Below are 22144 nucleotides of genomic sequence, written 5' to 3'. Positions count from 1 at the left end.
GGATCCTGTGCAGCGGGCCGACCCACGCAGCGCCCATCGAAGCGCTCCCACGCCGGCCGGAGGAGAGCGCAGGGCGGGCGCACGGCCACACACACGGAGCACGGCGGCGGTTCGCGGGTGACTGCCCGGGTACAGAAATCCCGCCATAGGGAACACCGCCCCTTAACGGTCGGGATGCGGAGAACTACGCTGGGTTTACTGATGTCCTGAGCGGGCCGCATATTCCGGCTGGGCTGGCCGCGTGGTTGTGCGGGCGGGAAGGCCGGAAATGTCCCGCCGGACGGCCGTCTGTGTCGAGGGGTGGGCGCATGTCCAGGGAGCAACGCGGGCCGAATGACAAGCTCGGCACGGTTCTCGCCCTCGCGGGAATCAGCAACGCCGGCCTGGCGAGGCGGGTCAACGATCTGGGGTCGCAGCGCGGTCTGACGCTCAGATACGACAAGACGTCCGTGGCCAGGTGGGTTTCCAAGGGCATGGTGCCCCAGGGCGCCGCCCCGCACCTGATCGCCGCGGCCATCGGCGCCAAGCTGGGCCGCCCCGTGCCGCTGCACGAGATCGGCCTCGCGGACGCCGACCCGGCGCCGGAGGTGGGCCTCGCCTTCCCGCGCGACGTATCGGCGGCGGTCCGTTCGGCGACCGAGCTGTACCGGCTGGATCTGGCGGGCCGGCGGGCGGGCGGTGGCGGGATCTGGCAGTCGCTGGCCGGCTCGTTCGCGGTCAGCGCGTACGCCACACCGGCCTCGCGATGGCTGATAACACCCGCCGACTCCTCGGTCGCGCGCGACTCCACGGCCGACGGGACCACCCCGGAAGCGACACCGCTGCGCGTGGGACACGCCGATGTGGCCAAGCTGCGGGAGGCCGCGCAGGACGCGCGGCGCTGGGACTCCAAGTACGGCGGCGGAGACTGGCGTTCCTCGATGGTCCCGGAGTGCCTGCGGGTGGACGCGGCGCCGCTGCTCCTCGGCTCGTACAGCGACGACGTGGGCCGCTCCCTCTTCGGGGCCACCTCCGAACTGACCAGGCTGGCCGGCTGGATGGCCTTCGACACGGGGCAGCAGGAGGCCGCGCAGCGGTACTACATCCAGGCGCTCAGGCTCGCCCGAGCGGCGGCCGACGTGCCGCTGGGCGGGTACATCCTGGCGTCGATGTCGCTGCAGGCGACCTACCGGGGCTTCGCCGACGAGGGCGTGGACCTCGCGCAGGCGGCGCTGGAGCGGAACAGGGGCCTCGCCACGGCCCGCACCATGAGCTTCTTCCGGCTGGTGGAGGCCCGCGCGCACGCGAAGGCGGGCGACGCGCAGGCGGCGGGGGCCGCGCTGAAGTCTGCGGAGGGGTGGCTGGAGCGGGCGCGGGAGGGCGATCCCGATCCGTCCTGGCTGGGCTTCTACTCGTACGACAGGTTCGCGGCGGACGCGGCGGAGTGCTACCGCGATCTGAAGGCGCCGCGTCAGGTTCGGCGGTTCACAGAGCAGGCGCTGTCGCGGCCGACGGAGGAGTTCGTACGCTCGCACGGACTGCGGCTGGTGGTGTCGGCCGTGGCGGAACTGGAGTCGGGGAACCTGGACGCGGCGTGCGCGGCGGGCACGCGCGCGGTGGAGGTCGCCGGGCGGATCTCCTCGGCGCGCACGACGGAGTACGTACGGGACCTGCTGCACCGGCTGGAGCCGTACGGCGACGAGCCGCGCGTGGTGGAGCTGCGGGAGCGGGCGCGGCCGCTGCTGGTGGCGCCGGCGTAGGGGCGGAGGCGTGGGGGCGGAGGCGTGGGGGCGCGGGGGCGCGGGCCGGGGCTGGGTCTCCCTTGGTTTGAAGGCGTTGTCAGTGGGTCAGTGCATCATCGGGAGTCCGGGGCGCTCCCGGGACGACACAGCGCCGGTGGGAGGTGACGCGAGCGATGCCGTACGACTGTGATGTGGACGTGGCGGTGATCGGCGCGGGAATCGTCGGTCTGTCCGCGGCGTACGCACTCACGCGCGCCGCGCCCGGCACCCGCGTGACGGTGCTGGAGAAGGAGCGCGGCCCGGCCCTGCACCAGACCGGGCGCAACAGCGGCGTCATCCACAGCGGCATCTACTACCGGCCGGGCTCGCTCAAGGCGCGGTTCGCGGTGCGGGGCGCGGCCGAGATGGTCAAGTTCTGCGCGGAGCACGGCATCGCGCACGAGGTCACCGGCAAGCTGATCGTCGCGACGGAGCGCGACGAACTGCCCAGACTGCACGTCCTGGCGCAGCGCGGCCGGGAGAACGGCATCGCGGTGCGGGAGCTGGGCCCGGCCCAGCTGGCGGAGTACGAGCCGCGGGTGCGGGGCCTGGCCGCGATCCGGGTCGCCACCACCGGGGTGTGCGACTACGGAGCGGTCGCGGGGCAGTTCGCGCAGATCCTGACGGCGTCCGGCGCGGAGATCAGGTACGGCGCGGAGGTGACCGTCGTCGACCGGCGCCCCTGGGGTGTCGCCGTGCGCACGGCCGACGGGGCGGTGGTGCGGGCGCGGGTCCTGGTCAACTGCGCGGGGCTGCACTGCGACCGGTTGGCGCGGCTCGCCGGAGACGACCCGGGGGTGCGGATCGTCCCGTTCCGGGGGGAGTACTACGACCTGGCGCGGCCGGAGCTGGTGCGCGGCCTGGTGTATCCGGTGCCGGATCCGGCGTTCCCCTTCCTCGGGGTGCACCTCACCCGGGGCATCGACGGCGGCGTCCACGTCGGGCCGAACGCGGTGCCGGCGCTGGCGCGCGAGGGGTACGCGTGGTCGGTGGTCCGGCCGCGCGAGCTGGCCGGCACGCTCGGCTGGCCGGGCTCCTGGCGGATAGCCCGACGCCACTGGCGGTACGGCGCCGGGGAACTGCACCGCTCCCTGTCGAAGCGTGCCTTCGCCGAGGCGGTGCGGCGACTGCTCCCCGAGGTCACGGAGGCGGATCTGCGGCCCGCGGCAGCGGGGGTACGGGCGCAGGCGGTACTGCGGGACGGGACGCTGGTCGACGACTTCCTGATCCAGGAGGCACCCCGCACGATCCACGTACTGAACGCCCCGTCTCCGGCGGCGACCGCGTCACTGCCGATCGGTCGACAGGTGGCCCGGCGGGCGCTGGCGGTGCTGGGCGGGGTGTAGGGCGCCGGCGGCGCCCGCGACCCCGGCTGCGTGCGGCGCCTTGGCCGGACGGGCTGGATTTCGCCGGGCCGGGCTTTCAGGTGCGCACCTCTCCGCCCCTCCGGCGTTTGAGGAGCCGCAAGGTCGGCGGCGGAGCCGCACCATGTCACAACCGGAAGAGGCGGATCGGGGAACGCGCCCCAGGCACCCAGGGCCGACGCCCCCCATCCGCACCACCCGCCGCCCCGTAGAATCGCCCCCACTGTGTCTGAGCCACCCCGCACCCCCACCCCCGCCCCCCTCCGGGCGAAAGGCGAGCCCCGTTTCCCCGGCGGCCCCGCCCCCGACCCCGCAGGGTCGCACCACGAGCGGCGGATCCGCAGCTTCCAGCCGCGTCGCAGCCGGGTGACCACCGGGCAGGCAGAGGCGCTGCAGCGGCTGTGGCCGCGCTGGGGCCTGGACATCGACGGCCTGCGCACCCTCGACCTCGACGCGCTCTTCGGAGCGCCGGCCGGCGCCCCGGGGCTGCCCGTCGTCCTGGAGATCGGCTTCGGGATGGGCGAGGCCACCGCCCAGATGGCGGCCGAGGACCCCACCACCGGCATCCTCGCGGTCGACGTGCACACACCCGGCCAGGGCAACCTCCTCGGCCTCGCCGAGCGTGCCGGTGTCAGCAACGTCCGGGTCGCGAACGGCGACGCGATCATCCTGATCCGCGAAATGCTGCCGCCCGCCTCCCTCGCCGGACTGCGCGTCTACTTCCCCGACCCCTGGCCGAAGAAGCGCCACCACAAGCGCCGCCTCATCCAGCCCGAGTTCCTCGACCTCGTCGCACCCCGCCTCGCACCCGGCGCCCTGGTCCACTGCGCGACCGACTGGGAGCCGTACGCCGAGCAGATGCTGGACGTACTCACCGCGCACCCCGGCTTCGAGAACACCGTGCCGGACGGCGGCTACGCCCCCAGGCCCGCCTTCCGGCCGCTGACCCGCTTCGAGGGCCAGGGCCTGGACAAGGGCCACATCGTTCACGACCTGCTCTTCCGCCGCCGCCCGCAGGACGGCCGACGCACCGACTGACGCACCGACTGACGCACCGGCTAGCGCACCGGCTGACGCACCGGCTAGCGCACCGGCTGACGCACCGGCTGACGCAGCACCCACAGACTGGCCGACGCACCGGCCGACGCGATCGCACCATCGCCAGGTGTCAGTGCCCCTCGTTAGGGTCATTGGGTGTACGAGACGCCTCCGCACCCCCGGCAGCACCCGGCGGTCCCCGACTGTGAGCCGACGCCGCAGTTCACCGCCGTACCGCCTCGTGCGCACTGGCGCTACAAGCCGCGCCACACCTGGTGGCGCACCCGGGCGGTGCGCGCGGGTGCGGTGATCACGCTGCTCGCCCTGTGCGCGCTGGTGATCCTCGCCATCGTCCGCGACCAGACCGGCACTCAGGGCTTCCTGGTCGGCCTGGGCCTGGCCGTGCTGCCCGTACCGCTGCTGGTCACGGCGTTCCGCTGGCTGGACCGGGTCGAGCCGGGGCCCTGGCGGAATCTGGTGTTCGCCTTCGCCTGGGGCGCGTTCGCCGCCGCGCTGGTCGCGATCCTCGCGAACAGTTTCGCGACCCGCTGGATAGCCACGGCCACCGCCGACCCGGCCGGGGCCGAATCCCTCGGCGCTACGGTGATAGCCCCGGTCGTCGAGGAGAGCGCGAAGGCGGCGGCCATCGCGTTGATCTTCTTCTTCCGCAGACGGGACTTCAACGGGATCGTCGACGGAGTGGTGGTCGCCGGCTTCACCGCGACCGGCTTCGCCTTCACCGAGAACATCCTCTATCTCGGCAACGCCTTCGGCGAGGACCAGCAGGCCGGCGCCTCGGGCCTCGCCTCGGTGACGGCGGCCACCTTCTTCGTGCGGATCGTCATGTCGCCGTTCGCGCACCCCCTGTTCACGGTGCTGACGGGCATCGGCTTCGGGATCGCCGCGCTCGCCCCGCGGCGCTCGGGCCGGTGGCGGCGCATCGCACTGCCGCTGGCCGGTCTGGTGCTCGCGATGGGCATGCACGCCCTGTGGAACGGCTCGGCGGTCTTCGGCGGGTACGGCTTCTACGCGGTGTACGCCCTGTTCATGGTCCCCGCCTTCGCCCTGCTGACCTGGCTGGCGGTGTGGACCCGGGGCAGCGAGCTGCGCACCATCGCCGCCGAACTGCCCGCCTACGCCGCCGCCGGGTGGCTGCTCCCCGCCGAACCGCTCGCGCTCTCCTCGATGCGGGCCCGCTCGCTGGCGCGGGGCGCGGCCGCCCGCACGAGCGGCGGGCGGGCGGCCGCCCGCGCTGTCGCCGAGTACGAGACCTTCGCGACCTCGCTGGCCTTCCTGCGCCACCGCGCCCACCGGGGCACCGTGGGGGCCGACTTCACGGCCCGCGAGCAGGAGCTGCTGCACCATCTGTGGCAGCGCAAGGAGATCGCCCGCCCGGCCCTGGAGTACGCGGCGCGGGCCACGGGCCGGGCGCGCCCGCCACAGCAGTGGCCCGCACCCCCGGGGCCCGGGCACTCGTGGCCCGCACCCCCGTGGCCCCCGGGCCACCAACTCCGGCCTTACGGGTACGGTCCCCCGCCCCAGCGCCCCGCCCCGCACCGGGACTACTACGTCCCCGACAACCCGTACCGCCGCCTGCCCTAGGGGGTGTCTGACCTACTGGCCCACCGCTCTCAGGCGGACGCCGCCGTCAGCTGCGCCAGCTCGCCGTCCGTCAGCTCCAGTTCCGCCACCGCCAGCAGGGCCGGCAGTTGCTCCACGGTCCGCGCGCTCGCGATCGGCGCCGCGACGGTCGGCTGCGCCGCCAGCCACGCCAGCGCCACGGTCGCGACCTCGGCGCCGCGCGCCCCCGCCACCTCGTCCAGCGCCGCCAGTACCTTGCGTCCGCGCTCCGTCTCCAGGTGCTTGGCGGCGCCCTCGGCCCGCGCGCTCGCTACCGCGTCCCCGTCCGCCCGGTACTTGCCGGTCAGGAAGCCCGAGGCGAGCGCGAAGTACGGCACGGCGGCGAGCCCGGCGCGCGCGGCCGTGTCCTGGAGCCCGCCCTCGTAGGTACCGCGCGAGACGAGGTTGTAGTGCGGCTGGAGGGCGACGTAACGCGCCACTGACTCCCGTTCCGAGAAGTCCAGCGAGGCCTGCAGCCGCTCGGGGCTCAGGTTGGAGGCGGCGATGGCACGGACCTTGCCGTCCTTCACCAGTTGGTCGAGGGCGGTGATGATCTCCTCGACCGGCACCTCGGTGTCGTCGAAGTGCGTGTAGTACAGGTCGATGTGGTCGGTGCCCAGTCGGCGCAACGATTCCTCCGCGGCCGCCTTGATGTTCGTAGCGGAGAGCCCCTTGTACGACGGGTGGGCGCCGACCTTGGTGGCGACGACGATCTCGGAGTGGTTGCCGCGCGCGGCGAGCCACTTGCCGATGATCCGCTCGGACTCGGCGCCCTCGTTGCCGGGGGCCCAGGCGGAGTAGGAGTCGGCGGTGTCGACGAAGTTGCCGCCTCCCGCGGCGTACGCGTCGAGGACGGCGAAGGACTGCGCCTCGTCGGCGGTTCAGCCGAAGACGTTGCCGCCGAGGGCGAGCGGGAAGACATCGAGATCGGACGTACCCAGCTTGCGGAGAGAAGTCATGGGGTCGTCAACCCCGCGGCAGGCGCCGGCTATTCCGCGAAAGACCGGCAGCCCTGGCGTCGGGGGGTGAGCGCCAGGGCTGCCGGGGACTGGGGAGACCAGAGGGGCCAGGGGGCCAGGGGGCCATAGGGAGCAGGGCCAGGGGGGCCGGGGGATTGGCTGTCAGACGGAGAGGCCCTTGTCGCGCAGCCACGCCGCCGGGTCGATGCCGGAGCCGTCGGCCGTGTGCACTTCGAGGTGCAGGTGCGGGCCCGTCACATTGCCGGTGGCGCCCACACGTCCGATGGTCTCGCCCGTACCGACGGTCTGGCCGGCGGACACCGTCATCGAGGAGAGGTGCGCGTACCAGACCTCGGTGCCGTCCTCGAGTTCGAGCACGACGCGGTAGCCGTACGAACCCGACCAGCCTGCCGACTTGATGGTTCCGCTGTGCACCGCCTTGGCCGGCGTACCGGTCGGAGCTGCGAAGTCCAGGCCGGTGTGCTGGCCCGACGACCACATCGAGCCGGACTGGCCGTAGGTCGAGGTGAGCGTGTACGACGAGGTGGGCAGGGAGTAACTGGCGGCGAGCTTGGCGAGCCGCTCCTCCTCCGCCTTGCGCTTGGCCTCGGCCGCCGCCTCGCGCTTCCTCTCCTCGGCCTCGCGCTTCTTCTCGGCCGCCTCGGCCTCGGCCGCGCTCTGCTGCTTCCGGGCCTCGGCCGCGGCCTTCTCGGAGGCCTCCTTCTCGGCGGCCTCCTTGACCTGGGCGTCGGCTGCGTCCTGCTGCTGCTCGGCCTGCTGGAGGATGCGGGCGCGCAGTGCCTCGCCCGCGTCGGTGGTGCCCTGCTGCGCGTCGGCGGTGGTGACACCCGCCGTGGTGAGAGGGGCCGCAGCGAAGACGGCTTCGCCCCCGGAGCCCGCCGGGGCGCCGGAGCCTGCGTCGGCATGGTCGTCGGACATGAAAGAGCCGACGCCGGGAAGGGACTTGGCGTCGGGCAGTGAGTCGGATATCGCGTCGGGCATCGAGATCGAGATGGCCGGCTTGTCCTGCGCGGTGGCTATGCCGCCCGCGCCGACCGCGGCGATGACGCCGACGCCCAGCACGGTGGAGCTGCGGCCGATTCCGCCGCGCTGCTTGGCCACCCGGTGCCGGCCGCGTACGGGCCGTATGGACTCCTCAGTGGGATTCCATTCTTCCCACGTCCCCTCGCCGCCACCGAAGTTCTCGGTGTGGTTCGCCGCCCCGAAGGGGGGCAGGGTGGTGGTGGGGGCAGGGCTGTTGGACGCCACGGAGGCGTGCTCCTTTCCTTCCTTCTCGCCTACCGGGTTAGCTGACGGGTTCGGAGCAGGAAGGTCTCCTACGGGCCTCTTCGCTGACGCGAAGCAGCCCGATTCACCCCAAGGATTGGTTCCCCGGTTCCCTTGCGGAATTCGGCGCGTGCGCACGGTGTCGTCTCTGGCGACGACTGGGACAACCGCGCTGCGTTATCGAACGTTAATAGACGCGGGGGCCGGATTCCAAGCCGCTCCGACTGATCGTTACCGCCATTGGCCCGAACAAATACGCACAGAATAGCTCACACCGGGACGACTTGATCATCACTCAGGAAACATGCGTTTCTTGACGGTTCGTCAATTATTATCAAAAGCGATCAGGCCGACTACCCAGTGTCGCGAGCGATAAATTCTCCTCCATGGTGGTCAACAGCACGCAGTCCGTGGCCCGTCGCTACCGCGAGTTCTCCGAGCAGCAGGCGCGGGGCGTCTCCCCCGTGTACGCCGAACTAACCGCCCGTATCAGCGAGGACGAGGACCTCTGCGCCCTCGTCGCCGCCCTCCCGCCGGGCAACAAGCAGCAGCCCAATCTCCTCCTCGGCGCCGTCCGCCACCTCGGCGGACCGTACGAGCAGTGGGAACCGTTCCGCGCGTGGACCCTGGCCCACTGGGACGACGTACGCGCGGTGATGCTGGAGCGCTTCACCCAGACCAACGAGCCCGCGCGCTGCGCGACCCTGCTCCCCCTCCTCGCCTCGCTCCCCCAACCCCTCGCACTCATCGAGGTCGGCGCCTCGGCCGGCCTGTGCCTGCACCCGGACCGCTACGCCTACCGTTACGACGGCGGCCCCGTCCTCGGCTCGTCCCCAGTCACCTTCGACTGCCGTACGCAGGGCCCCGCGCCCGTACCCGCCGCGCTCCCCCGCATCGCCTGGCGCGCGGGCATCGACCTCAACCCCCTTGACCCCACCGACGAGGACGACGTCCGCTGGCTCCAGTCACTGATCTGGCCGGGCCAGAGCGAGCGGCCCCGCCAACAGCTCGGCGCCATCGAAGCGGTACGTACGGCGCCCCGCCCCCGTATCGTCCGCGGGGACCTCGTCGACGAACTTCCGGAGCTGGTCGCCGAGGCACCGGTGGGCGCCACCCTCGTCGTCTTCCACACGGCCGTACTGACCTACCTGCCGCTCGCCCGCCGCGAGGAGTTCGCGGCCGTCGTCCGCGCCCTGCCATGCCACTGGATCTCCAACGAGCACTACACCGTGCTGCCCTGGCTGGACGCCCCCGCACCCGACGACGAGCACCTGCTCACGCTCTCCCTCAACGAGAGCGCCGTCGCCTACACCGCTCCGCACGGCCAGAGCCTGCACTGGTTCGGCCCGACCGCTGAGCCGACCCCTGGCCCGACCGCTGGCCCGACCGCTGGCCCTACCCCTGGGCCGACCCCTGCCCCTACCTCTTGACGATTCCGACCGTCCTGCGGCGTCCGTGCTGCCCCGCGGACGGCCGTGCGACCGCGAGCAGCGCCATGTCGTCGGTGGCAGCCCCGCCCGTGTGCAGCCGTACGTCGCCGGTGAGCGCGTCCAGCAGCTCTTCGGGGCCGGGGAAGATCCGCCCGCGCAGCCGGTCGGACGGATCGTAGAAAACCCCCGCAGTGTTCCTGGCCTCGGAGAGGCCGTCTGTATAGAGAAGCAGCGTGGCGCCGGCGGGGAACGTGCGCCGCGTCGCCCGGTCCGGCCACGACCCCAGGTCGCCCATGCCCAGCGGCAGAGCGGCGGCGTCAGGTTCGATCGCGTCCAGCGACCCGTCGGCGTACAGCAGCAGCGGCTCGGGGTGGCCGCGGTTGACCACCCTGACGATGTCCTCGCCGTGCGGGATCTCGGCGAGGACGGCCGTGGTGAACCCCTCGAAGGCGTCGATATCGTCGCGCCGCGCGCCCTCCCGGGTCAGCGCCCGCTCCAGCCGCCGTGCGACCCCTTCGAGGGAGCCCTCCTGCTCGGCGGCCTCCCGGAACGCCCCGATGACTACCGCCACCGCCTCGACGGCGTCGAGGCCCTTGCCGCGTACGTCGCCGACCACCAGACGTACCCCCGCCGGGCTGTCCTGCACGGCGAAGAGGTCGCCGCCGATGAACGCGTCCGCCTGAGCGGCTTCGTACCGTGCCGCGATGTGCAGCCCGCCGATCCAGTCGCCGGGTGTGGGGAGTACGGCGCGCTGGGCGGCCTCGGCGATGGTGCGGGCGGAGGCGAGCTGCCTTCCGCTGCGGCGTACGACGCGGTTGATGACGACCGCGAAGGCGGCCACGGTGGCGATCGTCACCAGCTCGGTGATGGACTCCACCCTGGTCGAGGTGTGGCTGACGAAATGCAGAAGTACGACGGCACAGACGGCGGCGGCGCCGGTCAGCAGCGTGTAGCGCAGGGAGTACAGGGGTGCGGCGATCAGCGGTGCGGCGGCGAAGAGCGGGGATCCGATGAAGCTCGGCGGGGTGGTGATTTCGAAGACGTATCCGCCGACGATCAACAGCGTCGGCAGCGCACGGGCGAACCCGCGAGCCTTTCCGTCTGGCTTCCCCACCTGTGCTCTCCTGCCCGCTCCGCTCCCGGGTGCGGACCGTACCGCGCCAGGCCCAGGCTGGCCGTAGCCGCGCCGGACAGCCAGCGGGGGTCGGCCGACCGGGTGACGGACACCCACCCCTGGCCCACGCACCGGACTGAGGCACCGGACAGTGCCACCGGAAACGACGAAGGCCCGGATCTCTTCCGAGATCCGGGCCTTCGTTTTCTTCTTCAGTAGCGGGGACAGGATTTGAACCTGCGACCTCTGGGTTATGAGCCCAGCGAGCTACCGAGCTGCTCCACCCCGCGCCGTTGAACCCAACTGTACGCCATCAGGGAACGAACACCGACCACCTTTCCGGCGAACGCAACCCGCACCGACCCACGGGGCTCCACGCGGACCTACTCGGACCCACCTGACCCACGCTGACCCACGCGGCCCTATTCGGCGATCTCCGTGCGCTCCCACCACTCGTAGACGGTGAGCCGCCCCTCCGCACCTTCCTGATGCCTCGACGTGGCTTTGAAGTGCTCGTACCCACCGCGATGCGGGATCTTGAGCTCCTTGCCGGGGGGCGTGATCGCCACGATCCGCTCCGGCAGATCGTCCGGACCACCCTCGAGAAGCGCCTTGTGCGTCATGCCCCCAGTCTCCTGACCGGCGCCCGACCCCGCACGTCGGGCTTCGCGTTCGTGCTGCGGTCAGGACACGTACTGCCCCATCCCGCAGCACGACTAGCTTCCGTCGCTCTTCCGCGCCCCGCGACAAGACGGGGCGTCACGTCGGACGCGAGCGTCCTGGACTTTGGCTGCGGCGGGGGCGGCAACCTGGCACGCGGCGCTGCTTTCAGTGCCCGCGCCGTCGGCGTCGACGTGTCGCTCGCCCAACTGAAGGGCCACCGAGGCACGCTGGACGGACAGCGGCATCGTCCTCCACCGCACAGACGCCGTCCGGTTCCTGACGGAGACCCCAGCCAGCGATCCCCAGGCTCCGGAAACGAAGACCAGCCCCAGATCAGAACCTCTCTGACCTGGGGCTGAGCGGTAGGCCGTGTGGGACTCGAACCCACAACCAACGGATTAAAAGTCCGCTGCTCTGCCAATTGAGCTAACGGCCCTCGGCGGATCACCCACGAGCATAGCTGCCGCGAGCGCGGCAGCCGATCCGGTATCGGTTGCCGGGCCCGTCGCGGGGTGCGCGGGGGCTGGACTGGCCCTTGTGGACCTGCCAGCAGGTGGGGATCTGTGTGCGGCTGCTGAGGTCGCCGACGCCGGCCACGGAGTTGTACGAGCGGCCCAGTCGTTGAGACCTGCACGCGGCCCTTGGCCGTGTCGTTGAGATTCCGCGCTGCCCACCGGACACGCCCGCGCAGAAGTACGTGCCACCGGTCGATGTCTGACGGGCGACCAGGTCCGTGAGGCCGTCACCGCTCATGTCGCCGGACGAGCGGCGTACCAACACGTCGTTGCCCCGGTCGCCGTTCACGTCGCCAAAAGAAAAGCGGGCCCGTTCGTGGAGAACGGGCCCGCTTTCGCAGGTCAGCGACTTACGCCGCCGGGTCGATCAGGGTGACGGTCAGCCGTTGCGCTTCCAGCGCGGCTTGTCGTCGCGGCGGCCGAACGAGCCGGTGCCGGTGCCCGTGCTGCCGCGGTGGTCGTCGCGACGGCCCTGCGGGCGGTCGTGGCCGCCGGCGCGGAAGCCGCCGCCGGCCGGACGGTCGTCGCGGTTGAACGGACGGTCGTGGCCGCCGGCGCGGAAGCCGCCACCGGTCGCCGGGCGGTCGTCACGACGCTGGAAACCACCGCGCTCACCACCACCGGTCGCCGGACGGTCGTCACGACGCTGGAAACCACCGCGCTCACCACCACCGGTCGCCGGACGGTCGTCACGACGCTGGAAACCACCGCGCTCACCACCACCGGTCGCCGGGCGGTCGTCGCGGCGGAAGCCGCCACCACGGTTGTCGTCGCGACGCTCGAACGAACGGCCACCACGGTCGCCACCGGCCGGACGGTCGTCACGACGCTGGAAACCACCGCGCTCGCCACCACCGGTCGCCGGGCGGTCGTCGCGGCGGAAGCCGCCACCACGGTTGTCGTCGCGACGCTCGAACGAACGGCCACCACGGTCGCCACCGGCCGGACGGTCGTCACGACGCTGGAAACCACCGCGCTCGCCACCACGGTCACGGTTGAAACCGCCACGGTCGCCACCGCGGTCGTCACGACGGAAGCCGCCACGGTCTCCACCGCGGTCGTCACGGCGCTGGAAGTTGCCGCGGTCGTCGCGGCGCTCCGCCTGGGCCGGCACAGCGGCGGCCTCGGCCGCGGCTGCGGCCGCGACCTCCGCCTCGGCGGCCTGCGCCACCTCGGCGACAGCGGCCTCCGGGTCATCGCCGCGCTCGCGCGCCGCGCGGGCGACCAGACGGTCGGCCTCCCCGCGAAGCTCGGTGGCACGGCGCTGGACGCGCTCCAGCTCCCGGGTCAGGTCCTTGGCCTCGCGCTCGGCCTGCTTGGCGAGGTTGTTGGCCGAGTCGGCCTGCACCTCGGTCAGCGAACGCGCGCCGGTGATCTCGGCGACCTCCGGCTCGAACGCACCGGCCCCACCGACGATGTGGCGCGAGGCGTCGACGCCCGCGTCCTCCATCAGCCGGAAGATCTGACGCCGCTGGTGCGGCAGCGACAGGGATACGACGACACCGGACTTTCCGGCACGGGCGGTACGGCCCGAGCGGTGCAGGTAGTCCTTGTGGTCACCGGCCGGGTCCACGTTCAGGACCAAGTCGATGCCGTCGACGTGGATACCGCGGGCGGCGACGTCGGTGGCGACGAGCGCGTTGACGTAGCCCTTCTTGAAGTCTTCGAGGACGCGGGTACGGGCGCCCTGCGTCATGCCGCCGTGCAGCGCGTCGGCCTTGACGCCCGATTCCTGGAGCTGCTCGGCGATACGGTCCGCGCCCAGCTGGGTGCGTACGAAGATGATCGTGCGGCCCTTGCGGGCGGCGATCGCGGCCGTGACCGGCGCCTTGTCCTTCGGCTTCACGACGAGGACGTGGTGGGTCATGGTCGAGACGTTGCCCTGGGCGCTGTCGACCTCGTGGGTGACCGGGTTCGTCAGGTAGCGCTTGACCAGCGTGCTGATCTCGTTCTCCATGGTGGCGGAGAAGAGCATCCGCTGGCCGCCGCCGGGGATCTGGTCGAGCAGCTCGGTGACCTCGGGCAGGAAGCCCAGGTCGGACATCTGGTCGGCCTCGTCGAGGACGGCGACCTGGACGTTGGCGAGCGAGCAGGCGCCGCGGCTGATGATGTCGCGCAGACGGCCCGGGGTGGCGACGAGGACGTCGACGCCGCGCTCCAGGGCGTAGATCTGGTTACTCATGGACGTACCGCCGCAGACGACCTTCATCTTCAGGCCGAGTACGTCGCCGTACGGCTGAAGCGCGTCCGCGACCTGCATCGCGAGTTCACGCGTCGGGGTGAGGATGATCGCGCGGGGCTTCTTCTTCTCGGTGTGACCGCCGGCCAGCGTGGCCAGGGTCGGCAGACCGAAGGAGAGGGTCTTACCGGAGCCGGTGCGGCCACGGCCGAGGATGTCCTTGCCGGCCAGGGCGTCCGGGATGGTCGCGGCCTGGATCGGGAAGGGGGCGGTGACGCCGTTCTGAGCGAGCTTGCGGACGACGCCCTCGGGCAGGCCCAGGCTGGTGAAGGTGATGCCGGGCTCGGAGTCGGCCTCTTCGGCCGCGTCAGCGATCTCGGCTGCGTCGGCGATCTCAGCTGCGTCAGCGATCTCGGCTGCGTCGGCGATCTCAGCTGCGTCAGCGATCTCAGCTGCGTCAGCGATCTCGGCGACCTCGACGGCGACGGTGGTGTTCTCGGTGAGCTCTGCGGCCTCGATGACGTCGGCGGCCGGTGCGGCCGTCTCGTTCTCGGGCATGGCGGTGCGGTCAGTACTGGAAATGGACATGCGGAATGCGAAACCTCTCGGAGTCTCGGCACGCGCCCAAACTCCGTGAAATCGCAAATCGACCGCCTCAATGCGGTCAGTCACGGCAAGGGAGAGTACGCGCCACGGGGCGCTCCAGGTCCTCGCTCTTTACGGGGACACAACGGCGCCGGGCAATGGGATCAAACGATCTATAACCATACGCACCCTCCCCCGCATTAGGCAAATCGGGCCCCCCGAACCGGCCCCACCTGCGGCGATGCCTCCGGCTCACGCCACATCTCCCGGTGCTCCGCGTGCTCCGAGGCCCGCAGATCCGCCGCCGGCGACGCGGAAGGCGGCGGAGGTGTCGGCTCGGGTTCGGACGGCTCCGGGGGCGGCGGCTCCGTCACCGGCGGCGGGGTCGGCTCGGGCGGCGGCGCCGGGGGCGTCGTGCCACCCCCCGAGGGGGGCGTCGGCACGCCGGGGCGCGGCTTCGGCCGGGTGCCGCCCTGCACCGGGGGACGGCCGGGCTCCGGCGGCGCGGCGGAAGTACCCGGCGACGCGCCGGGGCTCTCCGAAGCGCCGTCGTCCCCGGCGCCCTCGCCGTCCCCGCCGCCCTCGCCACCTGGGGACTTCCCCTCGCGGTCCCCGTGACCCTTCTTCCCGCTCGCCCGCTTCCCGTCGGCGCCGGGCGCCTCCCAGGCGCCCGTGCGGCCGATCCCCGTCCCGCTCTGCGCCTTCCCCGCGTCCGGCTCCGCCGCCGCGCCCTGCCCGGCGCCCGTACGGGACGGGGCGGGGGCGGCGCCCTCGTCGCTGACGCTCATGCAGCCAGCGGACGCCGCGACCGCGAGTACGGCAGCGGCCAATCTCACAGCGGCCGATCTCACGGCGACCAATCTCACAGCGGCCGATCGGGCAGGCGGGAGCAACTGGCGCACGGGGCGGCACCTCCGGGGCAGGGCGAGCAGGGCTGCACTGCCCAACTCCCTTTGCCCCGCAAGGGACACGCGGGCCGCGCCGTTACTCCATTCGTCTACTGCATTCGTCGCACCGGCCGGTCGCGCCGGCCGTTACGCCGACAGTCCCCGCGCGAGCCCGGACCCCAGGGCGACCGCGCCGAGCCCCACCAGCAGCGAAGCCGCCACGTTGACCGCCGCGAGGAACGGCCGGCCGCGCTCGGCCAGCGTGAGCGTCTCGTAGCTGAAGGTCGAGTACGTCGACAGGGCCCCGCACAGCCCGGTCCCGAGCAGCGCGTACGTTCCCGAGGACACCAGGGCCCCCGACACCAGGGCGCCTGACACCAGGGCCCCCGTCAGCACTCCCAGCACCAGGCTCGCCACGGCGTTGACCACGAATGTCCCCCACGGGAACAGCCCCTCCCCGGCGCACCGCCCCTGCACCGCACGGTCCGTCAGGTACCGCAGCGGCGCCCCGATCGCGGCCCCGACGGCCACCAGCACCCAGATCACGGCGACTTCGCCGCCGCCCGGGACCGTGCGGTACCGGCCCGCGTCCCGGCATCGGCCCGCGTCAGCGTCGCCGCCAGCCACACCGCTACCAGCGCCCCCGCGCACGTCCCCGCGGCGTACCCCATCGCGGTGACCGCCTCGCCCCGCTCCAGGAGCCGCGCCACATCCACGGCGTACGTGGAGAAGGTCGTGAAGCCGCCGAGCACGCCGACCCCGAGGAACGGCCGGAGCAGCGGGTGCCCCCGGCCCTGCTCGCCGACCAGCACCATCAGCACGCCGATCAGCCCGCTGCCCAGCACATTGACGCCGAAAGTCGTCCACACACCGCCCGGCCACAAGGCCGCCGCCCCGTGCCTGGCCAGCGCGCCCAGCACCCCGCCGGCCGAGACCGCCGCGAGCACCCGCCACCTGCCGCGCCCGGCGGTCTCGGCGCGCTGCGCGGCCACCCGCAGGTCGACATCCGGGTCGACACCCCGGCCACCCCCCAGGCCGGCTTCCCGACCGGCCCCCGGGTCGGCACCGCTCACCCGTACCCCAGCGCGTGCAGCCGCTCGTCGTCGATCCCGAAGTGGTGCGCCACCTCGTGGACGACCGTGATCTCGGTCTCTGCGACCACGTCCTCCCGGGACTCACAGAAACGCAGCGTCGGGCCCCGGTAGATCGTGATCCGGTCCGGCAGCACCCCCGCGTACCACTCACCACGGTCCGTCAGCGGCGTTCCCTCGTAGAGCCCGAGCAGCTCGGGCTCCTCCGTCGGCGGTTCGTCCTCCACGAACACCGCGACGTTGTCCATCAGCCGCGTCAGCTCCGGCGGGATCCTGTCCAGCGCCTCGGCGACCAGTTCCTCGAACTCCTCACGCGTCATCTCCAGCACCAGCCCATTGTCACCCGTGTCGTCACCCGTGTGACCTTCCGCCGATCTCCCGGCGCCTGCCCGAACGCAGTAACCACCCGGCATGGGCGACCGCCCGGGTGGGCATAGGGCAGCAATGGCCCGCGCCCCTTTCCGTGCCACGTCCGCCCGCCTACTGCGCCACTACCGCTCACGCGACACAGCCCCCACCAGCACCCTCATGCACACACCCCACCCGTACGCGCGGGTGCTCGGCCTGATGACCGTGGTGCTGATCGGCGCGTGGCTCGGGCTGCTGATCGTCGGCAGCGTGCGCACGCCGGTCGGGCCGGTGGACACCAGCATGACCCTGCGGCCGTCCGCGTCCGGCGGCACGAAGATCAACGTCTCGCCGCTCGGCGCGCTCGAACTCGACACCCACATCGCTCCGCTGCGCCTCGACGTGGACGTCGACCAGCTCGACCCGGTCCGCTCCCAGGCCCTCGTCGAACACCCCGAACGCCTGTCGGGCCTCCAGGAGGAGATCACCGGCGATGTCGCCGATGGCACCACCGAGCTGGCCGTACGCTCCTGTGTCGCCGTCGTCTCCGGCGCCACCGCCCTCGGCCTGGCCGTCTACCGGCGCCCCCGCCGCGCCCTGGCCGCGGGCGGCCTCGCGCTCGCGCTGCTGGCGGCGTCCGGCGCGAGCGCGTACGCCACCTGGAATCCCAAGTCCGTACTGGAGCCGAAATTCTCCGGCCTGCTGTCCTCCGCCCCGGCCGTCGTCGGCAACGCGCGCAGCATCGTCACCGAGTTCGACGTCTACCAAAAGGAGCTGGCGCGGCTCGTCACCAATGTGACCAAGCTGTACGAGGCCACCTCGACCCTCCCGACCTACCAGCCGGACCCGGCCACGATGCGCGTACTGCACGTCTCGGACATCCACCTGAACCCGGCGTCGTGGCACATCATCGGCTCGCTCGTCGAGCAGTACGAGATCGACGTGATCATCGACTCGGGCGACACGATGGACCACGGCAGCGGCGCCGAGAACAGCTTCCTCGACCCGATCTCCGACCTCGGCGCGCCCTACGTCTGGGTCCGCGGCAACCACGACTCGGCCGGCACACAGCGCTACCTGGAGGGACTCCAGGGCGTGCACGTCCTCGACGAGGGCCGCGCGGTCACGGTGGCGGGCCTGCGGGTCGCGGGTACGGGCGATCCACAGTTCACCCCGGACCGCACGGTCGTGGCCGAGGGCGACCCCGCCGAACGGATGGCGGGGATCCGTCTCGCCTCGGCCCTGCGCGACCAGAAACGGGCCGGCACGCCGGTGGACATCGCGGTGGTCCACAACCCGGTGGCGGCCCGCGAGACGGACGGGACGGTTCCGCTGGCACTGGCGGGGCACGTACACAACCGCTTGAACGAGGTTCTCCCGCACGGCACCCGTCTCAAGATCGAGGGCTCGACGGGCGGCGGCGGCCTGCGGGCGCTCCAGAACGACAAGCCGGAGAAGGTACGGGCGTCGGTGCTCTACCTGGACCGCACGAGCAAACGGCTGCAGGCGTGGGACGAGATCACCCTGGGCGGCCTGGGCCTGACGACGGCCGAGGTCAGCCGCCGGCTCCCCAAGGGGCCGTGACCCATGACCCGAGACACATGACCCGCGACACCCGTGGCCGGTGACACCCGTGACCCGTCAACGCCACCCGGGTTCGCCCCGGCCTCCCAAGACCGTCTAAACCGTTTTGGCGAACGGTCCCGCCATCACCTATGCTTCTGACGTCCCCGACGCGCTGCAAAGCGCCCAGGCGGGCCTTTAGCCCTCATCGTCTAGTGGCCCAGGACGCCGCCCTTTCAAGGCGGTAGCACGGGTTCGAATCCCGTTGGGGGCACGCACAACCGTGTGCGAGACTTGTCTCGCACCACGCTTGGTCCTGTGGAGCAGTTTGGAGTGCTCGCCACCCTGTCAAGGTGGAGGCCGCGGGTTCAAATCCCGTCAGGACCGCTGCATCTCGCAAGAGGTGCGTGGCTGGGTAGCTCAGTTGGTACGAGCGATCGCCTGAAAAGCGATAGGTCGCCGGTTCGATCCCGGCCCCAGCCACCACACCCAAAGACCCCGCCCACCAGCGGGGTCTTCTGCGCTCCCCACCCGCACAGAGGCCGCGCCCGCGGCGGAGCCGCCATCAGACACAGCAAATCCCGTCAGGACCGCTGCATCTCGCAAGAGGTGCGTGGCTGGGTAGCTCAGTTGGTACGAGCGATCGCCTGAAAAGCGATAGGTCGCCGGTTCGATCCCGGCCCCAGCCACCAGACCTAACGGCCTGGTGCGCGATAGGGGACGGGCCCGCGACGCCGGCTACGGCACCTCGCCCCACAGCGGGGTCTTTTGCGTTACGTCCACCGGCGACAGGCCGCGCGAGCGATCGGCCCCCGCCACCACGCCGAAGGGGCCCCGCCCGTCGCTGGGCGGGACCCCTTCACGTCAGCCCTCCATCAGCCCTCCTTCGCCGGTTCCCTGCGGGAGCGGAGCCAGGTGCGCACGCCGAAGGCTGCTGCCGCCAAAGCCACTACGCCGGTCAGCAGCACCGCGTCCGGCACCGCCTCGCCGAGGCCGCCCACCCACTCCTCGACCGCGAACGAGTCGTCCACGTCCAGCAGTCCGGGCAGCGCTGTCGTCCCGTCGAAGACGAGGAAGAGCGTGCCCAACGCGATGAAGAAGAGCCCTGACAGCAGCGACGTGCTGTGCAGATCGAAACGGCCGAGCCGCAGCGCGCGGCCGCGCAGCCACTGCCGTTTGCCCAGCTCGTAACGCTCCCAGAGCAGGGCGAGGAGGAACAGCGGTACGGCCATTCCCAACGCGTAGACGGCCAGCAGCAGGCCGCCGTACACCGGGCTGCCGCTGACGGCCGCGACCGTCAGGACGCTGCCGAGGATGGGGCCCGCGCAGAAGCCCGCGAGGCCGTAGACGGCCCCCAGGGCGTACACCGAGACCGCGGTTGTCGGACGGATCCGCCCCGAGATCGCTGCGATACGGCGCGAGGCGAAGCCCATCCCGAGGAGCTGCGCGACGCCCAGGGCGATGATCAATGACCCGCCGACGAGGACGAGCTGGTCACGGTGCCCGTAGAAGAGCCGACCGGCGTACGAGCCCGCCGCGCCCAGCGGCACGAGAGTGGTGGCGAGGCCGGCGTAGAAGATGCCGGTCCTGGCCATCAGCCGCGACGTCGAGTCGATCGAGTACGCGAAGAAGGCGGGGAGCAGCAGAGCGCTGCACGGGCTGAGGAGGGCGAGCAGCCCGCCGAGGAAGGCGGCCAGATACCCGATGTCGGCGGTCACTTGGCGCCCTTCGCCTTCTTCTGCTGCGCCTCCGCGGTCCTCGCGGCCGCGTCGATCGCCCGGGTGAAGGTCTCGGTGGGCTGGGCTCCGGCGATCGGCCTGCCGTTGATGAGGAACGACGGCGTGGCGGTGGCACCCAGGCCGTACGCCTCCTCCTGGTCCGTCTTCACGGCCTGTTCCGCGGCGCCGCTCCCGGCGTCCTTCGTGAAGCGGGCGAGGTCCTTGACCCCCGCCTCCTCGGCCAGCGCCTCCAGCCGGTCCTGCCCGAAGCCCTCCTCCTTGGCCCCTTCGGCGTACGCCGCGGCGTGGAACTGCCAGAAGCGGCCCTGCTCCCCGGCCGCCCAGGCAGCGCGGGCCGCCGCTTGTGACTCCTGGCCGAAGACCGGGAAGTTGCGCCACTCGATGCGCAGGACGCCCTTGTCGACGTACTCCTTCACGAGTTCGGGTTCGGTGTCGCGGGCGAACTTTCCGCAGAAGCCGCATTTGAAGTCGGCGTACTCGATGAGGACGACGGGCGCGTCCTTCCGGCCCTGCGCGAGGGTGTCCCCGGCGTCGCGCCGGGCGAGCTTCGCGAGCTCGGGATAGACGCCGGCCCCCGGGTCCGCGGACACGTCGGCGGCCGGGGCGTCGGCGGCGGGGCGGTCGGTCGCCGGCTTGGTGGCGGTATAGGAGATGACGCCGAGCAGTGTGGCCGCGACGGCGATTCCCGCGACGGCGACGCCTCGACGGGACGTCTTCCTTGGCTTGGGCGTGGGACTGGGCGTGGGCTTGGGTTTGGGCGTGGTCATGCGGTCGGTGCTCCGATACGGATGAGCGGCGCGCGGGGCGCCGAGGCGTGGGAAGGAGGTGTGCGGACGCGGGTCAGCGCGCGGGGACCGGGCAGGCGACCTCGCCGGCCAGTCGGCGTATGACCGCCACCGTCAGCAACGCCAGCGAGAACACGGCGAGGGCGGGCTGGAGGGGTGCCCAGAGGGTCTGCGCGCCGGAGGTGCCGATCGCGAGCAGCACCAGCTTGTTGCAGACGGGGCAGCCGATCGCGAGGAACGACAGCACCCCGCCGACGACACCGAGACGGCCGCGCGGCGCTTCGGGAAGGCGCGGCGCTTCGGGAAGGTCCCCTGCGACGCGGTCGGCGGCGCCGGTGCGGTCTTCTCCGGTGCGTACATACGTCGCCGCGAGCAGCCCGCCGAGCGCGGCGGACACGGCGAGTACCGGGTAGTTCCACCACTCGGGCGCCAGGATGCGGCCGAAGACCGGATTCGGCACGAGGGCGGTGGGCAGGCCGAGCAGCAGCGCGCACGCCACCGCGGCGCAGACGGCCACGACCCAGCGAGCGGGGGGCCAGGCGGCCGCGGCGCGCAGCGCCGACCGCGGGGAAAGAGGCATGAGGTGTTCTTCTCCTGTCCAGGTACGTCGGTGATGTGGCCCGGCGACAGGGACCTACACGCGCAGGAGGACGGAGAGATCTATCGGGGAGTGATGGATGAGCCGCGGCGGCCCGCGGTCGGGGGCCATGGCCAGGAGCGACTCGTCGACGGCCCAGGAGGCGCAGGCAGCGCGGGCGCCGTGCGGTTCGGGCAGCAGGTCCTGCGGCGAACCGCCGCGCGGCGGAGTGACGGAACCGGTTCCGCTGTCGTGCCGGGGCGTCTCTCCGCACCCGGGGACCTGCCGTTCGTCGGCGGCGGCGACGGCGACGGCGGGCGCATCGGCCGTGACGCCGGCCGTGGTCGGCTCCCCCGCCCCGGTGTCGGCCGTGGCTGCTGCCGGGAGCGCCGCAGCGGCCACATCGGCCATACGGGCATGCGCTCCGGCCGGGTCACCCCCGGTGGCCGCGCCCGCCGAAACGCCCGAGCACAGGAGCAGTCCGAACAACGCCCCGAACAGCACGCTCACGGTCGCCGCGAAGCGGCACCGTCGGCGGGCGGCACGGGGCATGGGCTGGGCCTCTTCTCAGCGGGTTCTTGGCTGGGCTATCGGCCGGGTTCTCGGCGGGTTTTCAGCGGGCGCGCGGACGCCCGAGTAC

General features: G+C 72.2%; 18 protein-coding genes, 6 tRNA genes, 1 pseudogene and 1 riboswitch. Of the genes and pseudogenes, 10 read left to right on the top strand and 15 right to left on the bottom strand.

The annotated features are described in order from the left end of the window. Positions 1-308: 308 nt before the first annotated feature. From ACU6WZ_RS15430 to ACU6WZ_RS15415, 4 genes are all read left to right on the top strand, one after another. Entirely contained in the window at positions 309-1739 is a 1431-nt protein-coding gene (locus tag ACU6WZ_RS15430; RefSeq protein WP_447028633.1) for an NsdA family TPR-like regulatory protein, read from the top strand. A 155-nt stretch (positions 1740-1894) separates the two neighbouring features. Then, a complete protein-coding gene (gene lhgD / locus ACU6WZ_RS15425) occupies positions 1895-3106 on the top strand; it encodes an L-2-hydroxyglutarate dehydrogenase (protein WP_447028632.1) in 1212 nt (403 codons plus the stop codon). Positions 3107-3349: 243 nt separating this feature from the next. Beyond that, a complete protein-coding gene (gene trmB / locus ACU6WZ_RS15420; RefSeq protein WP_447028631.1) occupies positions 3350-4162 on the top strand; it encodes a tRNA (guanosine(46)-N7)-methyltransferase TrmB in 813 nt (270 codons plus the stop codon). 156 nt (positions 4163-4318) lie between these two features. Then, a complete protein-coding gene (locus ACU6WZ_RS15415) occupies positions 4319-5764 on the top strand; it encodes a PrsW family intramembrane metalloprotease (RefSeq protein WP_447028630.1) in 1446 nt (481 codons plus the stop codon). A 29-nt stretch (positions 5765-5793) separates the two neighbouring features. On the opposite strand, the pseudogene ACU6WZ_RS15410 reads toward ACU6WZ_RS15415, so the two are convergent. Both ACU6WZ_RS15410 and ACU6WZ_RS15405 read right to left on the bottom strand, forming a co-directional pair. Then, positions 5794-6741: pseudogene (locus tag ACU6WZ_RS15410) on the bottom strand (aldo/keto reductase). 162 nt (positions 6742-6903) lie between these two features. Then, positions 6904-8010 carry a M23 family metallopeptidase gene (locus ACU6WZ_RS15405; protein WP_447028629.1) on the bottom strand — a complete coding sequence of 369 codons (1107 nt, stop codon included), beginning with the start codon at positions 8008-8010 and terminating at the stop codon, positions 6904-6906. 11 nt (positions 8011-8021) lie between these two features. Further along, positions 8022-8167: riboswitch (cyclic di-AMP (ydaO/yuaA leader) on the bottom strand. A 247-nt stretch (positions 8168-8414) separates the two neighbouring features. Here ACU6WZ_RS15405 and ACU6WZ_RS15400 point away from each other — a divergent pair. Further along, positions 8415-9458, top strand: a complete 1044-nt coding sequence (locus ACU6WZ_RS15400) for a DUF2332 domain-containing protein (protein WP_447028628.1) — start codon at positions 8415-8417, stop codon at positions 9456-9458. Here the strand turns inward: ACU6WZ_RS15400 and ACU6WZ_RS15395 are convergent. From ACU6WZ_RS15395 to ACU6WZ_RS15355, 9 genes are all read right to left on the bottom strand, one after another. Continuing rightward, positions 9448-10572 carry a PP2C family protein-serine/threonine phosphatase gene (locus ACU6WZ_RS15395; RefSeq protein ID WP_447028627.1) on the bottom strand — a complete coding sequence of 375 codons (1125 nt, stop codon included), beginning with the start codon at positions 10570-10572 and terminating at the stop codon, positions 9448-9450. The genes ACU6WZ_RS15400 and ACU6WZ_RS15395 overlap by 11 nt on opposite strands. A 216-nt stretch (positions 10573-10788) precedes the next feature. Next, positions 10789-10862, bottom strand: a tRNA-Met gene (locus ACU6WZ_RS15390). Between the two features lie 132 nt (positions 10863-10994). Further along, positions 10995-11195 (bottom strand): DUF5988 family protein, encoded by a 201-nt coding sequence (locus ACU6WZ_RS15385; protein ID WP_447028626.1) that lies wholly within the window; start codon positions 11193-11195, stop codon positions 10995-10997. A gap of 403 nt (positions 11196-11598) precedes the next feature. Beyond that, a tRNA-Lys gene (locus ACU6WZ_RS15380) sits at positions 11599-11671 on the bottom strand. 458 nt (positions 11672-12129) lie between these two features. Beyond that, a complete protein-coding gene (locus tag ACU6WZ_RS15375) occupies positions 12130-14517 on the bottom strand; it encodes a DEAD/DEAH box helicase (protein WP_447028625.1) in 2388 nt (795 codons plus the stop codon). A 197-nt stretch (positions 14518-14714) separates the two neighbouring features. Then, positions 14715-15302, bottom strand: coding sequence for a hypothetical protein (locus ACU6WZ_RS15370; RefSeq protein ID WP_447028624.1), 588 nt, complete (start codon positions 15300-15302; stop codon positions 14715-14717). A 246-nt stretch (positions 15303-15548) separates the two neighbouring features. Further along, positions 15549-15947: a fluoride efflux transporter FluC gene (locus ACU6WZ_RS15365; RefSeq protein ID WP_447028623.1), complete on the bottom strand. Its 399-nt coding sequence runs from the start codon at positions 15945-15947 to the stop codon at positions 15549-15551. Continuing rightward, on the bottom strand, positions 15944-16474 hold the full coding sequence (locus tag ACU6WZ_RS15360; RefSeq protein ID WP_447028622.1) for a fluoride efflux transporter FluC: 531 nt from the start codon (positions 16472-16474) through the stop codon (positions 15944-15946). Before ACU6WZ_RS15360 ends, ACU6WZ_RS15365 begins: the two co-directional genes overlap by 4 nt. Beyond that, a complete protein-coding gene (locus ACU6WZ_RS15355; protein WP_447028621.1) occupies positions 16471-16821 on the bottom strand; it encodes a metallopeptidase family protein in 351 nt (116 codons plus the stop codon). Before ACU6WZ_RS15355 ends, ACU6WZ_RS15360 begins: the two co-directional genes overlap by 4 nt. Positions 16822-16936: 115 nt before the next feature. Here ACU6WZ_RS15355 and ACU6WZ_RS15350 point away from each other — a divergent pair, with 115 nt between their 5' ends. From ACU6WZ_RS15350 to ACU6WZ_RS15330, 5 genes are all read left to right on the top strand, one after another. After that, positions 16937-18424 carry a metallophosphoesterase family protein gene (locus tag ACU6WZ_RS15350; RefSeq protein WP_447028620.1) on the top strand — a complete coding sequence of 496 codons (1488 nt, stop codon included), beginning with the start codon at positions 16937-16939 and terminating at the stop codon, positions 18422-18424. Positions 18425-18604: 180 nt separating this feature from the next. Next, positions 18605-18677 (top strand) — tRNA-Glu (locus ACU6WZ_RS15345). 38 nt (positions 18678-18715) lie between these two features. Then, positions 18716-18790 (top strand) — tRNA-Asp (locus ACU6WZ_RS15340). A 22-nt stretch (positions 18791-18812) separates the two neighbouring features. Next, a tRNA-Phe gene (locus ACU6WZ_RS15335) sits at positions 18813-18889 on the top strand. 129 nt (positions 18890-19018) lie between these two features. Continuing rightward, a tRNA-Phe gene (locus ACU6WZ_RS15330) sits at positions 19019-19095 on the top strand. Positions 19096-19278: 183 nt separating this feature from the next. On the opposite strand, the gene ACU6WZ_RS15325 is transcribed toward ACU6WZ_RS15330, so the two are convergent. From ACU6WZ_RS15325 to ACU6WZ_RS15310, 4 genes are all read right to left on the bottom strand, one after another. Further along, on the bottom strand, positions 19279-20121 hold the full coding sequence (locus ACU6WZ_RS15325) for a cytochrome c biogenesis CcdA family protein (RefSeq protein ID WP_447028619.1): 843 nt from the start codon (positions 20119-20121) through the stop codon (positions 19279-19281). After that, positions 20118-20909, bottom strand: coding sequence for a DsbA family protein (locus tag ACU6WZ_RS15320; protein ID WP_447028618.1), 792 nt, complete (start codon positions 20907-20909; stop codon positions 20118-20120). The genes ACU6WZ_RS15325 and ACU6WZ_RS15320 overlap by 4 nt, the downstream gene beginning before the upstream one ends. A 73-nt stretch (positions 20910-20982) precedes the next feature. Then, positions 20983-21507 carry a hypothetical protein gene (locus tag ACU6WZ_RS15315; RefSeq protein ID WP_447028617.1) on the bottom strand — a complete coding sequence of 175 codons (525 nt, stop codon included), beginning with the start codon at positions 21505-21507 and terminating at the stop codon, positions 20983-20985. Between the two features lie 54 nt (positions 21508-21561). Further along, the gene (locus tag ACU6WZ_RS15310) at positions 21562-22056 is read right to left on the bottom strand and encodes a hypothetical protein (protein WP_447028616.1); all 495 of its coding nucleotides are present in this window, start codon (positions 22054-22056) and stop codon (positions 21562-21564) included. Positions 22057-22144: the final 88 nt, after the last annotated feature.

It is taken from the genome of Streptomyces hypolithicus (assembly GCF_052934925.1).
The sequence above is the reverse complement of the archived record's forward strand: the minus strand, read 5'-3'. Positions and strand labels throughout refer to the sequence as shown.